We start from the raw sequence: 15,242 nt of genomic DNA, 5'->3' as shown, positions 1-15,242 counted from the left end.
ACGATGCTGCCGGCCTGGTTGTCGGTCGGGGCGGACAACGTTCAGGTGACGCTGTCGTGCCCGAGCGAAGTCAGTTCGGTAAAGCTTGATGTGTTGAACCTTCGTTCCCCAACCGTGCGCGAAGTGCGGGCGGCGGATCGGGCGGCTAGTGGCAATGCAGAACAGCGCGAGCTGACTTTGTTTGCTGAGTTGACCGGTGCCAGCATTGCCGATCTGGAGGGCCTGAAACTGGTGGACTACTACCGCTTGCAGGCCGGCTATTTTCGCCTGGTGCACGACGACGGGGTTTGATCCCGGGGTTATGAAAATGGCGGCGAAGCGTCTGGCGGCGGAAACCGGATTTTCCGCCTCCGAAATTCAGACGATGCCTTTTGCCGAGATGGTCTGGTGGCTCACGGATTGAGCCGCTACCGGTAATGCTGTGCAACGGGGAGCCATAACATGGCGAACAAGATCGCCCTCGGGCTGGTGATTGGCGGCGCCGTCAGTTCGACGGTCGGTGCTGCGTTCAAAGACGTGACGGGGCGCATCAAGCGCCTCGAAGCGGAAGGCAACAAGGCGCGCGTACTGCAGCGCACGATTGGCGACACCATTCGCCTGCGTGATGAATGGAAGAAGGCTCACGACAGTGGTGCCGCCGGGGCATCCAAACTCCTCAGCCGATTGAATTCGAATCTCGACAGTTTGAAAAAACAGGGCGTCGAGGTCGGCCGGCTGGGCAAGGCATATCAGGCCATGGGCCAAGCCGCGAAAAAGGCCGAGTTTAAAGCCAAAGGTTATCAGCAGCTCGATGCCGGCAAGTCCGGCATGAGGAGTGCGGTCGGCGCAGCAGTGGTCGGTGTCGGTGCCATGGCGGTGCCGACGAAGGTCAGTGCGGACTTCGGCGCCATTGTCCGTGACATCGCGATCAAGGCCGGGATTGCCAACAAGCCACAAGAACAGGAGATGTCGCGCAAGATCATCGATACCTCGCGCGATACCGGCATGGCGCGCAACGACGTCGCCGACGTGGTCAACCAGTTGGTTGGCGCCGGCATGGAGTTGAGCAAGGCCTTGGAGTACGCGCCGGTCGCGGCCAAGTTTGTCGTGGGGCAGGGGTCGAGCGGTGTCGACACGGCGAAGATGATCAACGCCCTGGGGCAAAACGCCAAGATCACCGACCCGAAACAGATGCAGCAGGCGCTGGAGGCCATCGCCTACCAAGGGCAGGCGGGCAGCTTTGAAGCGGCCGACATGGCCAAGTGGTTCCCCGAACTGTTGGCCAACATGGGCAGCATCGGCATCACCGGCATGGATGCGGTGACGCAACTGGGTGCCATGCTGCAGGTGCAGATGAAGACCGCCGGCAGCTCGGATGAAGCGGCGAACAACCTGAAAAACTGGATGGGCAAGATCGGCTCGACCGATACCGTCCAGGCCTACAAAAAAGCCGGCATCGACTACAAGGGCTCGATGCAGACCGGTTTGCAAAACGGGATGTCCACGCTGGAAACCAGCATGGCGCTGGCTCAGAAGTACATTCAGGCCACTGATCCCAAGCGTGCGGCGGCCATGGCCGAAGCGACGGCCAAGATCAGCAAGGAAGCTGATCCGGAGAAAGCCAAGGCCATGATGGCCTCCTTGGAAGAATCCCTGCGCACCGGTGACCTGTTCGCTGACATGCAGGTCAAGGCCGCACTGTCGGCTTTCATGCAGAACAAGGCGTTGTACAGCCAGCTAAAAAACGATTCGCGTGATGCAACCGGCATCCTCGACAAAAACCTCAGCGAGCGACGTGAGTCGTCGTCGCAGAAGTGGGCCGAAATGGCGCAGTCGATGGATGACGCCATGCGTAGCATCGGTGATGCCCTGCGGCCGGTCACGGACACTGTGGCCGAGGCGCTGACCAAGGTCACCAAAAGCATCACCTCGATGTCGGATAGCGCTCCGGGTGTGGTGACGGGGATCGCATTGGTCGGTGGTGGATTGATCACGCTTCAGGGGCTGTTCAGTTCGTTCAAGATGGGCAAAGGGTTGTTCAACCTGGCACGCGGCACGTTGGGCGGGAAGGGCGGTAAGGCCGGCGAAGTGCAAAAGGTCTTTGTCACCAACGCCAAGGACGGCGCCGATGGCGACAGCGATGGCAAGGACGCCGAGCCCAAGGGCAAGGCTGGCAAAGCACTGTCGCTGGTAGAGACCGGACTCAAGGCAGTGGCGGCCTTCAAGGGTACGCCTGCTGATGGCGACGACGGCGACGATAAGGCGGACGGCAAAGACGACAAGAAGGCCGGCAAATTCGACCTGGTCGCGACCGGCCTCAAGGTGGTTTCGCTGGCGAAGGAAGCCGCCTCAGGCGGCGATGAGGACGGTGGGGCGGGCTCAAATGACGACGGCGTCAAGAAGGTTTTCGTGGTTAACGCGGGGGCCATCGGTGGCGCTGCTGAAGGCCCTGGTGAAACGCGCCGACGTGGTCGCGGCTCCAGGCGCACGCCTTCGCGCCGCCGGGCCGGATCGTCTCGGCTGGGTGGTTCTTCGCGCTCGCCTATTCCGGGGCCACGGCCTCCGGTGCCTGTGCCACGTCCGCCGGTTCCTATTCCACGGCCGCCGATTCCTCCGGTACCGGTTCCGGCCGGGGCGATGGCCAGGTTGGGTGGAGTCGTGCAAGCGGTCGGCAAGGTCGGCAAAGCCGCCAAGATGATCCCCGGCGGCTCGCTGATGGAAGCTGGTGCCATGGCGTTCGAGACTTACGAGAACGCCAAGACCCAGGACGAAAAGGCCGAAGGTTATGGCGCGGCCGCCGGCAATCTGGCCGGCACCATGGCCGGCGCTGCCGCAGGTGCGGCCATTGGTTCGGTGGTGCCGATCATTGGCACCGCCATTGGCGGTTTGATTGGCGCCTACCTTGGCAGTCAGGGTGGCGCCGCGCTGGGCGGTTCCTTGGGTAAGTCGCTGTTTGGTGGCGAAGATGACAAGCCCGAGGAAAAACCGGAAAGCAAGCCGGCGCCGCTGGTGACGCCGTTGCTGGTGGGGCCTCGCCCTGGTCCGGCGGTCCCCAGTATGGCCGCCTTGACTCAGCCGCTCGCTGGCCCGGTCGATCAGGGCAATAAGGCGAACGGCTCCGGCGCGTTGCTGATGGCTCAGACCCCGGCCCCGCAAGGCCCAGCGCTGGGCGACGTCGCTCGCGCCATGGCGGTACAGGCGCCGACCAAGCCGGCGGCTGTGGCCATTCAGCCCAAGGAGCCGGAGAAGCCGGTGCCGTCCAAGGTTGATCAGCAGTTTCAGTACTCGCTGAACATGCCGGTCACGGTCAACGGTGATGTCAAAGATCCACAACGTTTTGCGCAGGAAGTGATGCCGCACATGCGGCTCATGATGGCGGACGCGGCGAAACAGAATGCCGCCAAGCTGTACGACGAACCCCATCTGTAAGGAGGCCGCATGGCTTATATGGAGCAGCTGCAATCGGGCCTCAAGTACCTGGTCGAGGCGGGGGAAGCCGGGCGACGCAGTGCAGACGGCATGCTGGGTCCGGTCAACGGAGCGATCAGTGAAATCACCGGCGCCGCGTCGGAGCTGGAAAACATCCCGTTCGTGGGACCGGCGATTGGCGCCAAGCTGCAGCGGGTGATGCGTGGCGTGGATGCGGCACAGGCCAAGGTCGGCCAGGTGGTGGCGGTGTACGGTCGTGCGACTCGGGCCGCCGCCGAAGTCCAGGATCGGTTGGGGACGCTGAAGGAACAGGCGGGCAAGGCGGCGACAGCGGTCAATAACATCGCCGGCAAGGTCAGCCCGTCGTTGGCCAACATCGTGCCCACCAGTTCCTTTGCGGTGGATGCGACACCGGCGCCGGAAGCGGTGAAGCCGTTCCCGCACTTGCTGATCATCCAGCCTCGCGACCCGAAGATTCAGCCCTATTACTTCAACCTGGACACAGCGGCCTTCGACGAGCTGAGCCGCTCGACCGAATTCCGCTGGGCTTCCCAGGAGCGACTGTCACGCCGCCCGGCGCAGCAGGCCGTGGGCATGGGGGAGGAAAAACTAACCCTCAAAGGGACGATATACCCGGGCTTCAAGGGTGGCCTCAAGCAGCTCGACACGTTGCGCACCATCGGCGCCAGGTTGCAGCCGCTGACCCTGACCACGGGCTATGGCGAGGTGATCGGGACCTGGTGCTTGAAGAACATCAACGAGGAACAAGGCGCGCTGTTGCACGGCGGGATTCCTCGTAAACAAGGGTTCACTCTGGAGTTTGCACGCTATGGCGACGACATGCAGAACGTCTGATGGGGACATGCTCGATGTCATTTGCCACAACGTTTATGGCCATCTGAACGGCAGCACCGAGGCGGTGCTTGATGCCAATCAGGGATTGGCGGACGAACCCCAGCCCTATCGCACCGGTGTGGTGATCGTGCTACCGGATCTGCCCAGCCCGACCGAGGAAGGGATTAGCTTGTGGGATTGACCTCGGACGCCGCCGGCAGCCCGTTGCGCTACGCGTAACGACACTCTGTTTTTTGACCTGCCTTGCGCGGGATTTTTTTGGACAAAATTCATGACTCCCACCTTTCGAATCGTGGCCGACGGCGCCGATATCACGGCGTTGATCAATGATCGGTTGTTGTTGCTGCGCACCTCTGACAAGCCGGGCATGGACTCCGACGAGTTTGAATTGCGCATCGATGACCGTGACGGCCAGGTGCAGTTACCTCGGCGTGGCAGCTCTATCGAGATCTACCTGGGCTATGCCGAAACATCCCTGGCGCGTCTGGGGCGTTACACAGTGGACACGGTCGAGGTGTCGGGGCCGCCGGACACCATCGTGATCAAGGGCAAGGCCAGCGACATGCGCGGCAGTGGCAAGACCATCCGTAGCGGAAGCTGGGAGGACGTGCCGCTGTCGAAGATTGTGGCCGACATCGCGGCGCGCAATGGCTGGCAGCCGGTTTGCCCGGTGATGACGAAAGTCGCCCGGGTGGATCAGCTCAACGAGTCCGATTTTAATTTCATCACGCGCTTGGCCAAGCAATACGACTGCACGGCCAAGGTCGCCGACGGCAAGCTGTTGGTGATGCCGCGTCAAGGTGGCCAGACCGCCAGCGGCAAGGCATTCGGCGCGATCACCTTGACGAAGAGCGACCTCAGTCGCTGGCAGTTCAGCCTGGGCGATCGCAACTCGCACAAGGCAGTGGCCACCAAACATCAGAACAAGAAGGACGGCAAGTTGGCGGTGGTCACCATCGACAACGACGATGCCCCGGATGGCTTGCCGGCGGTGCACACCGACCGGCATATCTACCCGAACAAGAGCGCCGCCGAGTCGGCCGCCAAGGCGCGTTTGGCGGCGTTCAATCGCTCGACCGCCGATGTGCGGCTGGAGATGCCCGGCCGGACGGACATCTTTTCCGAGCGTCCGATCAACGCTCAGGGCTTTAAAGTCGGCCTCGATGGCGAGTACCTGGCAGATTCGGTCGAGCAGGTATTCACCCAATCCGGCTGGTCGACCACGGTCGAGTGCAATGCCGGCAAACAAGGCAAATCCAAAGGTAAGAAAAAGAAGGAGAAAAAGCCGCTCAAGGTTGTGAGCGTCGAGAAGCTGTAGCGCATCCCATCGCCGCTTGAGTGCGGCTTTTTTATGTCTGGAGTTTTTATGTCCGTCACTGAACTACAACTGCAACGCATCATGCCCAACGCCCGTCGCCAAGCGGGCGTTTTTGTATCCGCCCTGAATGCGGCGATGGTCCACCAGCAGATCAACACACCGAAACGTCAGGCGGCGTTCCTGGCGCAAGTCGGTCACGAATCGGGGCAACTGCAGTACGTCCGCGAACTGGGCGGCGATCAGTACTTGAGCAAGTACGACACCGGCAACCTGGCTGCGAACCTGGGCAACACGCCGGCAGCAGACGGCGATGGCCAGCGCTATCGTGGTCGTGGCCTGATTCAGGTGACCGGCCATAACAATTACCTGCGCTGCAGTCTGGCCTTGTTTGGCGACGAGCGATTGCTGCGTACTCCTGAGTTGCTCGAGCTGCCGCAATGGGCCGCCGAGTCGGCCGCGTGGTTCTGGTGGGTGCGCGAGCTGAACGCCCTAGCGGATCGGGACGAGTTCGAGGCTATCACCCGCAAGATTAACGGCGGCCTCAACGGGCTGGATGATCGGTTGGAGCTGTGGAAACGGGCGAGGGCGGTGCTATGCGTCTCGTCGACTTGACCCCGGCGCCGTATCGGATGCTCGCCAACGGTGTGCTCCTGGCCGCGTTGGCCAGCGGATCGGCCGCGCTGGCGTGGCAGGTTCGGCAGGTCTGGGCCGCTTCCGACCTCAAACCCCATCGTCTGAAGACCTTCAAAATCAGCAACGACCCTCATTTCGCCGACAAGTTAGTCGACGTGGTCGGGTTCTATCTGAACCCTCCGTATAACGCCCTTGTGTTGTCGGTTGATGAGAAAACCCATATCCAGGCGTTGGATCGCACTCAACCGATGCTGCCGCTACGCCCCGGTCAAATTGAACGCCGGACGCATGATTACAAACGCCATGGTACGGCGAGTCTGTACGCGGCTTTCGACATCATGACCGGCCAAGTAATCTGACGGATTCCCCAGCGTCATCGAGCCAAGAAGTTTTTGGCTTTTCTGCAACAGATTGCCCGCAGCACGCCAGCCGGACTGGATCTGCATGTGATTCTGAATAACAGTTCGACCCATAAAACTGCTGCAATCAAGCAGTGGCTGGAAAAGCATCCGCGTTTCAAATTGCACTTCACACCGACCAGCGCGTCTTGGCTGAACGCCGTGGAAGGCTGGTTTGCGCAGTTGGAAAGACGAGCGTTGTACCGGGCCGCCTTCACCAGCGTCGCTGACCTAAAGGCGGCTATCCGCCAATTTATCGAGGCTCACAATGAGCACTCAGCCAAGCCGTTCAAGTGGAATAAAACGGCTGAGGCCATCATTAGCTCGGTACACAAGGCGAAGCTGAGCGTGATAAAAAATAAATTAATGGATTCACCACTCAAGCCACTAGAGCCTTTGGTCGAAATCTTTTTTGAATTGAGTGTCGAAATTTTTCGATTGGCGCTTCGATCGAATAGTGCAAGATAGCCCCAAAGCCGATTGAGCAAGCCATTCCAATCGTCATCCATAGGTAACTATTCGTATGGGCGGCGCCAAGAACCACATAAAATTGCCAGTGAGCTAGGTAGATTGAAAAGCTCCATGCACCAAGCTTCTTCATGACTGTTGTCTTGAAAAATCTGCCTACTATTCCTTTGCCATCAACTAATGCCGCAATGAACACCCCCCACAGAAAGCTGACATACAAAAATTTATTCATTAGCCACTTATCGAACGGCATCCCAAAAACAATATTTCTCATAATGGGAGTAGATAGGACCATTAGCGAGATTACAGACAATCCAATCACTGTAGCGGCACGAGGCGATATCAGCCTTCTATAGAAGTCAATCGTTACAGCCACGTAGCAACCTATAGTAAAGCAAGACAAATACCAGCGCGGAGAAACACTGACTTCTTCTGACTCCCAATATGGCCACAAGTATTGCTGAGCGGCAATCATCCCTAACGCCACCAACAGTGCGGCGAAATCACCATGCCGTTTCTGGGATTGAATTAGAAAAAAAGCCATAAATGGCAAGAATGCATAAAACTTGAACTCTACAGGAATTGTCCATAGGTGAACAAACCCCTGCCGTAGAAGCAAGGCATTCTGCAAATCCTGAGCTGTATTTATTCCCAGCATTCCTTGCCAATAATAAAATATTACAACAACACTAAACAGCGGAATAATTCTTAGAAACCTGCTAGCACAGTAACTAAAATTTTCATACATAGAAAAACCAGACTTAACAAACTTGCTAGTCAAAAGAAATGCGCTAAGTACAAAAAACAGCCAAACCCCGCTCTTCCCTGTCCCGATAATCGCTGACAATGAGCCAGGAAAAAATAAAGCTAGCGCATGAATAAATAGAACTATCAAGCATGCCAGTCCCCTGATTCCGTCGGCACCTTCGAAGCGTTTTTGTACTTCCATAAGAGTCTCACTTTTATCAACAGCCCATTTAATCACTCTTCTTAGATAGAGCAAAAGAATTTACGCGCGAGCAAGATGGGCGGCTGGCCGTGATCAGCCTGGTGCCGCTCAGGTAGCCGAAGTTCGGATCATTCTTGTTCCAGCAGCTGAACTGGTACGGCTTCTGGCACACGCCGACATAGCCCTAGCCCCACCACGACTTGTCCTTGCCGTCGTTCACGCGATTGCGGATGGTCCAGGCTACGGCGACGCATGCTTCGTTTTTCTACCCGTTGATGGCGGTGGCGGTCCTATACGGCCTGTATGCCTCGTCGACTTACGCGCTGATGAACGAGTTGTTGCCCACCCGAATCCGTTCCACCGGCATCGCGGTGGAGTACAATATTCCGGTGGCGGTATTCGGTGGTAGCGCACCGTTGATTTCTACCTAGCTGATCAAGGTGACTAGAGGCATTACCTCGCCTTGGTACTTTACATCAGCATGGGCATGGTATCGCTGATCGCGCTGGTGCTACTGCGCAAGGAGAGTTTTGTCGCCAGCGCAAGTCCTGGCGAGGTGCTGGGCGCTGGGCGAGCGGATCTGGCGTTGGCCCCCGCCCCTTTAATGCTTGTATCAGCAACAAGGCCAGTAGAAAAACGTAGACATGATCCCCGATTTGCTACAATGCGTGCCTACAAAAATTGAGGATTCAGAGTGCAAGGTACAACTCGATCGATCATCAAGGCGCTGTTAGTCGTTCTTCCTCTCTTGCTTTTTTTGCTCCACGGATTCGGTCTTTATGCTTCGGCCGGCCGTGATGATGTGCATATAACCTATGCTGAGGCCACGAATCTTTCGCAGGGGCTCGGCTTCACCAACATCAATGGCGATCGAGTGGAGTCGGGGAGCAGTATCCTCCACGTCGTGATACTTGGCGCTCTCAAGGTTCTGTTCCCTGATGTCGATATGTCCGTAATCGGCGGCATTTTGGCAATCGTGGCAGCCGTTATCTGTCTAGTGTTTCTATCGGTTCCGGTCAAGGGCAAGAGTTCAATGGTTGCCGTTGGGTCAGCTATCGCGTCTGCGCTATCTGCTTATTTCGTGTACTGGGCATTCGGTGCGTTGGAATCAGTCTTGGCCGCCTTGATTGTGACAGCAGCGTTCGTTCCTCTGACAGAACGTTTTCGCCCCATGCTGTTCGCGACCGTCCTTTCTTTATACGTACTGGTCCGGCCTGAAGGCTTTTTCGTCATCGCACTGTTTAGTGTCGGATGTCTGGTTTCGGCAGCATTGATACGGTTACGTAGTGGAGAGATGTCGATCGATATTACAAAAGCTGCTTTCTATTCACTGGGTTTCAGCTCCGTGGCTTTTGCAGCCATCACTTCGTTTCGATTGTGGTACTTCGGCAGAGCATTCCCACTGCCTGTTTATGCCAAGTCCGCAGGTATTTCACTTTCCTCGATGGATGAAGGATTCTTGTATCTGGCTAGCCAGTTGCAAGGTAGCGTAGGGCTTGCAGTCCTGATCTTTATTGCCCTTCTCAGTGCCGCAACACAGATTGTGCGCTCCAGGGGCGCTTCGAATGTCCGAGCAATACTTGCAGGTGTTTTCATACTTTCCGTTCTTTCGTTTGTCGTGGCGTCTAGCGGCGATTGGATGGAGGGCGGTCGCTTCTTGGTTCCGATCATCCCGTTGGCAGCCTATTTTGGTTGCCAGGCTGTTCTGGCGTGGTCAAGGCCAGCGTTTCCAGTGGTGTTGCTGCTGATTTGTGCCGTCAGTGCGGCGGAGGCTTTCAGCTTTCGAGACAAGTATTCCACTGGTCTGGCTCTGCCGCCCACTGGTGGAATGGAAGAGTTTTCCTGGTTCGAACGGTACAACCAGGTCCATCTTCGAGATGCCCTGTTCTTGATTCACGCTGAAAAGGTGGTGGGCGAGGAGATCGTTAAACGGGGATCTGTTGTGGTTTATTCGGTTCAAGCCGGCATGGTGCCCTTATATCTACGGCAGCGATTCGGAGACCGCTTTCGATTTGTTGACATGCGTGCGCTCGCTACAGACGACTTCCTGAAGTGTCCAGCAACTGCTCATTTCCAAAGCAGCAAGTCCGGGCTTCTGGTTGGTTACACTGACTACTTGGGAATGGCAGACAAGATTGCTATCGACTGCGGTCTGCCTCGTCCAGATATAATCTTCGACCTCGGCAACGAGAGCAGCGCAGAAATGCAGGTCGTGATTGCTCACGGCTATCGAGTCGCCTATTCGCAGAAAGGACCGGTATCTGCCCAGCATGAGTCACGAGTAGCAATGGATCAATTGATACTTGTGGCGACGCCATCTGGTAGCTGAGTGTCTGTCAGGCTTACTCCCGAGAACTCAAGTTTCAATTGAACTGCCGCTCGGATGCCTGTCAGCGATCCATAAACTCCATTTTTGATGGTGAAGCCACACTATCGAGATAATGTCTTCAAAAGTGCAGTTTCACGTTGGTAGGGTTTCTATGCTGCGGGCCTCGGCAGGTGCTCAGGAATATGGCGACCACGCATGGGGCCCCTGGCCGTTAGTCTTGGCAGTTTCCCCAAGCGGCAAGGGCGCGCAGGCGGTAGTACCGTTAGTCGTGTCGCGACGTAGTCAGTCCTTGCGACAGATTACGAAGGACCGTATCCGCCGCTCGGTAGTTCGTCTTGCACTCTTCAATCAATGCGATTGATTTTTTCGAAGCATACAGAACACACCAATTCCCACTGCGAACCAAAGTGTTGCCAACCGAATCAGTACAGTCGCTGCAATCGCATCGGCACTTGGCATGCCTTTCCAGACTAACATTCCCACCATCACCGCTTCCGCGCCCCCTAAGCCTCCTGGCATAAAACTCAGTGCGCCGGCTAACATGGAAAGCGCATACACGAATACTGCAAAAACCAAGGGTATATCTGCCCCCATCCATTGCAATATCCAGTGAAAAGCCAGTGCCTCAGAACTCCATGCCATTATGCTCAATAATGTGGAACCGACCAAAATACCGAGCCGATGACAGCGCTGGGCCTCAAGCAGTACATGGAGTAGATACTTAACAAAGCTAAGTACTTTGCCAGGCTGATCTGCTATCAGCCCCGCTAACCCCTCAATCAATTTGCGTTGTGATAAGACCGCAAACCCCGCGAGCACAAGTATCACACCTACTACTATCATCGGGCGCGCATTCGGATACAGCGTCAAGCCAAACAACGTCAGCAACACTACTCCAAATAGATCGGATAGCCGCTCGCTGAAGAACGCCGCAAAACTTTTGGAATAAGGTACCCCCCAAGGTTTGAGTAATATACCGCGCAAGGCTTCACCGGCTTTACCGGGGGTTGTGGTAAGAGCAAAGCCCGCGAGGTAGATATTGAGGCTGGGTCGGCATGAAACGGGATGTCCTAGCACCTTGAGATACATCTGCCAGCGTAGGAAGCGCAAGCTGTAGTTGAACGATGACATCAACAAGGTGATTGCGATACCGATCGCGCCGACCTCACCCACCGCATTACTGACGGCCTGCCAACCCCCCCACAGCGAAAACCCCAGATATCCCAGTGCTGAAAATACGACCGAAAGGATGACTGTTCGATAGCGCCAACCGGACAGATACGGAGTTTCTCTCACAGGTTCAGCCTCTTGAACACTGGCTGCGGGATGTTGCGAATGATCAGCATGATCAGTGCCCAGAAGCTGGGAGTGTAGAGGGTGGCCACCTTGCGTTCGATTCCGTAGACGATGTCTCGGGCGACCTGTTCTGGCTTCGCCACTAGTACTGCCGGCAACGGCAGGCCATGAGTCATTGGCGTCTCAACGAAGCCCGGCTTGATGTCAATTACATGTACGCCGACTTTGAACAGCCGGGCGCGCAGACCTTCACAGAAGGTGGATACTGCGGCCTTGGCAGTGCCATACAGGTAGTTGGAGGGGCGACCCCGGTCACCCGCCACGGAGGAGATCACTGCCAGGCTGCCGCAACGTTGGGTTTCAAACTGATTGGCCAGCAGGGTCAGTAGAGCAATCACCGACGTGCCATTATTGGCAAACTCCTGGAGCGCTACATCGACATCCTGTTCACAGGCTTTCTGGTTGGGCAAGGTGCCATGGGCAATTAGAGCGATGTCGATCTGCTGCAAGGCGCTCAGGCACTTGTCGAGCATCGTCGGATGCGCGAAAAAATTCGTTGCATCCATGCTGTGCAGGGTGATAGCTCTAGCACCTCTCGCCCGTAAATCGGCGGCGGTCTGCTCCAATTTTTCGTTGTCGCGTGCGACCAGGAAAAAATCGCTTCCCTGTTCAGCCCACAGCCGCGCACAGGCCGTAGCAATCGCCGAGGTAGCGCCAATGATCAGAACTCGTTTCATTCGGTTACTCGTTTCCAAAAGCGGGAAATCAGGGAAGGGTCACGGAGGGCTTCTAACTGCTCCCAAGCCGGGTAGGCCTGGCGGAAGTCGCTACCGCTCATCTGCGCATCCTTGGCCGGATACAAACGGCCACCTGCCTCACGCACGATGGCGTTCAGCCTTGCGAACAGCGGTGCCAGATTGGCCTTTTGCGGAAAGTCCAGGGCCAACGAGGTGCCCGGAAGCGGGAAGGACAGCAGGCCCGGTGAGGCAATATCGCCGCAGCGCTTGAGTACCGCAAGGAAGGAGCCTTGGCCAGAGTCGGCAATAGCGCTCAGTAGCTCTCGGAGGGCCACCTCGGCCACAGCGTCTGGAATAACACACTGATACTGCTGGAACCCCTTGCGTCCGTAGATACGGTTCCAGTGTCGTATGCTATCCAGCGGGTAAAAGAACGGTTTGTAGCTGCCCCGTTTGTGTGTGCGAGTGACCGGATGCATCCGCCAATACGCTTCATTGAACGCTCGTAGCGACAGATTGTTGATCAGGGATACCGGCGGGGTCAGCGGCACATCTAGCTTCGGACTGTTGTCCACCTCTAGCGAGCCGTAACGCGCATGGTCGCCGACGATGAATACTCCACGCCCGGCCTGAGTACCCTTGGCCAGGCAGTCGATCCAGGCCACGCTGTATTCATGCTGATGATCCAACTCCGCGGACAGGACAAAGAACTCCGCCAGGTTATCGAAACGCACCATGGTGCTGTCGACCTGGCTGGAGTAAATCGGCATCAGTTGGATTTCGGCCCAGGTGATAACACCGGTCAGGCCCAGACCTCCGAGAGTGGCGGCAAACAGCATGGTATTATCCGAAGGGGAACAGGTCAGTAGTTCCTCGCCATGGCGCAGCAAACCAAAACCCCGCACATGACTGCCAAAGGTGCCGCGCAGATGATGGTTTTTGCCATGCACATCGTTAGCAATCGCTCCGCCTACGGTAGCGTACTGAGTACCTGGCGTTACGGAGAGGAACCAGCCTCTTGGAATGGCAATCGCCAGGATCTCGGCCAAGGTGACACCTGCCTCGGCAACTATCGTACCCTGTTGCCAGTCGACATGGATGAAACGATCCAGTGGACGCATATGCAGCACCCAATCGCTCGCTGCTAGGCAACTGTCGCCATAGCTGCATCCGTTGCCATACGGCAGGGTGTTCCCATGCGCATCTACGATACTATCCAGCATAGCGGGGACGTTGGCACGCCAACTACAGGCATACGCTCTCTGTGGAATATGGGGGTAGCGTCCCCAGGAATACAGCGGACCACTCATGACGCCACCCAGAACACCAGACAGAACAGGGCTCCGACCATCAAGCTGACACGATCGCGGATGGCGAACACCACCGGATCATCATGCATCTGCCCGCGATGGGTGAGCATCCATATCCGGGTAATCCAGAATAGAAGTAGTGGGCAGGCAAGCCAGATTACCTGTGGCTGACTATAGAGCACGGAGGTGGCCTGATCGTGGATATACAGGGCCAATACCATTACCGCCAGATAGCCGGAAGAGGCCCCCAGCGAAGAGATCATTTCCAGATCGCTGGGATAGTAGCCGCGGCCACGGGTTTTCTCGTTCAGTCCCTTGTGACGCGCGTCACGCAGCTCGGCATAGCGCTTGACCAGGGCCAGGCTGAGGAACATGAACATAGAGAAGGCCAGTACCCAAAAGGTAAGAGGCAAACTGAATGCTGCTGCTCCGGCGATGATACGCAACGTGTAGAGCATGGCCAATGCGATCACATCAACTGCCATCCGCCGCTTCAGCGCCAGCGAATAGGTCAAAGTCAGGACGTAGTAGGCCACCAGTACATATGAAAACTCCTTGGGCAGAAGTACAGTTGCGCCGGCAAATGATGCGATAAGCAGTATTGGAAAGGCGATCCCCCCTGATTTGATTGACAAGCGTCCAGATGCAAACGGACGATTACGTTTGGAGTGATGGTGACGGTCATCAGCCAGATCGAGCAGATCATTAAGCAGGTAGACACTGGAGGCGCATAGGCCAAAGTACAGGAAGGCTAAAATGCCTTGCCAGAGCAGCAAGGGGTTGGTCAGCTGATGCGCAGCCAGCAAGGGCACAAAGATCAGCATGTTCTTCATCCACTGATGTAGGCGCAGCGCCTTCAGCCAGTCCTTGATCCCTGATGGATTGGAGCGAATCACCTTCTCGACATTGCCCTGTGCCTTAGCACGCCGTTCAACGCCGGACTCCGGATTGACCACATAGGCCTGCCGAGCAGCCGCCCAGACGGGGATATCGTCATGGGAATTGCCGGCATAATCGAAACCCCGCTCACCGTAATGCTCGACCAACAGATCTCGTTTGTGATGTGCCGACAGGTTGCGATTGGCATCTGTGGCTAGTACCTCGTCGAACAGCTGTAGATGTTCGGCAATACGTTCGGCCAGCGTGTAGTGACTGGCTGTCGCCAGTACCACGCGACGCCCATTGCTCCGCTCTGTTTCGATCAGTGCGATGACTTCTGGATCGTAGGGCAGAACACTGACATCGATGTATGTTGCTTGGGCCAATCCTTCTTTCAAGGCCGCCTTGCCTTTGGCTAGCCAGCTAAGGGGTTTTAGCAGTCCTAACGGTTGACTACGGATAAAGGCCATACCGGTCTCAAACAGCAGATCGGAGCGTAGCAGGGTGCCGTCGAGATCGACAACGAGAGGAGGAATAGTGAGGGCAGTCACAATAGCTATTCCATGAGCGCTGGTCAGATGTGGTCTGGCCTGGCGAAATTAATTTAGGGAAAAAGCATCGGCACTTGATAAGAAAAAGCGCATCAAGAGGCGCAGCAGCGC

General features: G+C 56.8%; 12 protein-coding genes and 4 pseudogenes. 10 read left to right on the top strand and 6 right to left on the bottom strand.

The window, feature by feature from the left end:
- Positions 1-3: 3 nt before the first annotated feature.
- The 8 genes and pseudogenes from QMX98_RS04360 to QMX98_RS04325 form a co-directional block, all read left to right on the top strand.
- Positions 4-291: a phage tail assembly protein gene (locus QMX98_RS04360; RefSeq protein ID WP_282410346.1), complete on the top strand. Its 288-nt coding sequence runs from the start codon at positions 4-6 to the stop codon at positions 289-291.
- 150 nt (positions 292-441) lie between these two features.
- On the top strand, positions 442-3,408 hold the full coding sequence (locus QMX98_RS04355; RefSeq protein WP_282410317.1) for a phage tail tape measure protein: 2,967 nt from the start codon (positions 442-444) through the stop codon (positions 3,406-3,408).
- A 9-nt stretch (positions 3,409-3,417) separates the two neighbouring features.
- Complete coding sequence (locus QMX98_RS04350; RefSeq protein ID WP_054048636.1) at positions 3,418-4,263, top strand: phage tail protein; 846 nt, start codon at positions 3,418-3,420, stop codon at positions 4,261-4,263.
- The gene (locus tag QMX98_RS04345) at positions 4,238-4,444 is read left to right on the top strand and encodes a tail protein X (RefSeq protein ID WP_282410316.1); all 207 of its coding nucleotides are present in this window, start codon (positions 4,238-4,240) and stop codon (positions 4,442-4,444) included. The genes QMX98_RS04350 and QMX98_RS04345 overlap by 26 nt, the downstream gene beginning before the upstream one ends.
- 90 nt (positions 4,445-4,534) lie before the next feature.
- Positions 4,535-5,581, top strand: a complete 1,047-nt coding sequence (locus QMX98_RS04340; RefSeq protein ID WP_282410315.1) for a contractile injection system protein, VgrG/Pvc8 family — start codon at positions 4,535-4,537, stop codon at positions 5,579-5,581.
- A gap of 48 nt (positions 5,582-5,629) precedes the next feature.
- Positions 5,630-6,193, top strand: a complete 564-nt coding sequence (locus QMX98_RS04335; RefSeq protein ID WP_282410314.1) for a glycoside hydrolase family 19 protein — start codon at positions 5,630-5,632, stop codon at positions 6,191-6,193.
- Positions 6,175-6,288 (top strand): annotated as a pseudogene (locus QMX98_RS04330) (lysis protein); the annotation flags it as partial. The gene QMX98_RS04335 and the pseudogene QMX98_RS04330, both read left to right, overlap by 19 nt.
- Positions 6,268-6,984: pseudogene (locus QMX98_RS04325) on the top strand (IS630 family transposase); the annotation flags it as partial. The pseudogenes QMX98_RS04330 and QMX98_RS04325, both read left to right, overlap by 21 nt.
- Before the next feature lie 7 nt (positions 6,985-6,991).
- Here QMX98_RS04325 and QMX98_RS04320 read toward each other — a convergent pair.
- Together QMX98_RS04320 and QMX98_RS04315 are read right to left on the bottom strand one after the other, a co-directional pair.
- Positions 6,992-8,029, bottom strand: coding sequence for an acyltransferase (locus QMX98_RS04320; RefSeq protein ID WP_282410313.1), 1,038 nt, complete (start codon positions 8,027-8,029; stop codon positions 6,992-6,994).
- Positions 8,030-8,120: 91 nt separating this feature from the next.
- Positions 8,121-8,279: pseudogene (locus tag QMX98_RS04315) on the bottom strand (cell wall hydrolase); the annotation flags it as partial.
- Here QMX98_RS04315 and QMX98_RS04310 point away from each other — a divergent pair.
- Both QMX98_RS04310 and QMX98_RS04305 read left to right on the top strand, forming a co-directional pair.
- A pseudogene (locus QMX98_RS04310) lies at positions 8,272-8,573 on the top strand (MFS transporter); the annotation flags it as partial. The pseudogenes QMX98_RS04315 and QMX98_RS04310 overlap by 8 nt on opposite strands.
- 150 nt (positions 8,574-8,723) lie before the next feature.
- Entirely contained in the window at positions 8,724-10,358 is a 1,635-nt protein-coding gene (locus tag QMX98_RS04305) for a hypothetical protein (protein WP_282410312.1), read from the top strand.
- Between the two features lie 348 nt (positions 10,359-10,706).
- Here QMX98_RS04305 and QMX98_RS04300 read toward each other — a convergent pair whose 3' ends face one another.
- From QMX98_RS04300 to QMX98_RS04285, 4 genes are read right to left on the bottom strand one after another with little or no spacing between them, the layout of a single operon-like run.
- Positions 10,707-11,654 carry a lysylphosphatidylglycerol synthase transmembrane domain-containing protein gene (locus tag QMX98_RS04300; protein ID WP_282410311.1) on the bottom strand — a complete coding sequence of 316 codons (948 nt, stop codon included), beginning with the start codon at positions 11,652-11,654 and terminating at the stop codon, positions 10,707-10,709.
- A complete protein-coding gene (locus QMX98_RS04295) occupies positions 11,651-12,391 on the bottom strand; it encodes an SDR family oxidoreductase (protein ID WP_282410310.1) in 741 nt (246 codons plus the stop codon). Before QMX98_RS04295 ends, QMX98_RS04300 begins: the two co-directional genes overlap by 4 nt.
- The gene (locus tag QMX98_RS04290) at positions 12,388-13,701 is read right to left on the bottom strand and encodes an FAD-binding oxidoreductase (RefSeq protein ID WP_282410309.1); all 1,314 of its coding nucleotides are present in this window, start codon (positions 13,699-13,701) and stop codon (positions 12,388-12,390) included. Before QMX98_RS04290 ends, QMX98_RS04295 begins: the two co-directional genes overlap by 4 nt.
- Positions 13,698-15,131, bottom strand: coding sequence for a UbiA family prenyltransferase (locus QMX98_RS04285; RefSeq protein WP_282410308.1), 1,434 nt, complete (start codon positions 15,129-15,131; stop codon positions 13,698-13,700). Before QMX98_RS04285 ends, QMX98_RS04290 begins: the two co-directional genes overlap by 4 nt.
- Positions 15,132-15,242 lie beyond the last annotated feature (111 nt).

The sequence above is a fragment of the Pseudomonas sp. PS02303 genome (genome assembly GCF_029959925.1).
Taxonomy (GTDB): Bacteria; Pseudomonadota; Gammaproteobacteria; order Pseudomonadales; family Pseudomonadaceae; genus Aquipseudomonas; species Aquipseudomonas mandelii.
Note: the sequence above shows the minus strand (reverse complement) of the source record. Positions and strands in the feature narration are given on the sequence as shown.

Bases quoted from the DNA above. Each gene is read 5' to 3' on its own strand.
- QMX98_RS04345 (WP_282410316.1), top strand. From the start codon at position 4,238: ATGGCGACGACATGCAGAACGTCTGATGGGGACATGCTCGATGTCATT.
- QMX98_RS04335 (WP_282410314.1), top strand. From the start codon at position 5,630: ATGTCCGTCACTGAACTACAACTGCAACGCATCATGCCCAACGCCCGT.
- QMX98_RS04320 (WP_282410313.1), bottom strand. From the start codon at position 8,029: ATGGAAGTACAAAAACGCTTCGAAGGTGCCGACGGAATCAGGGGACTG.
- QMX98_RS04290 (WP_282410309.1), bottom strand. From the start codon at position 13,701: ATGAGTGGTCCGCTGTATTCCTGGGGACGCTACCCCCATATTCCACAG.
- QMX98_RS04360 (WP_282410346.1), top strand. From the start codon at position 4: ATGCTGCCGGCCTGGTTGTCGGTCGGGGCGGACAACGTTCAGGTGACG.
- QMX98_RS04350 (WP_054048636.1), top strand. From the start codon at position 3,418: ATGGCTTATATGGAGCAGCTGCAATCGGGCCTCAAGTACCTGGTCGAG.
- QMX98_RS04340 (WP_282410315.1), top strand. From the start codon at position 4,535: ATGACTCCCACCTTTCGAATCGTGGCCGACGGCGCCGATATCACGGCG.
- QMX98_RS04295 (WP_282410310.1), bottom strand. From the start codon at position 12,391: ATGAAACGAGTTCTGATCATTGGCGCTACCTCGGCGATTGCTACGGCC.
- QMX98_RS04355 (WP_282410317.1), top strand. From the start codon at position 442: ATGGCGAACAAGATCGCCCTCGGGCTGGTGATTGGCGGCGCCGTCAGT.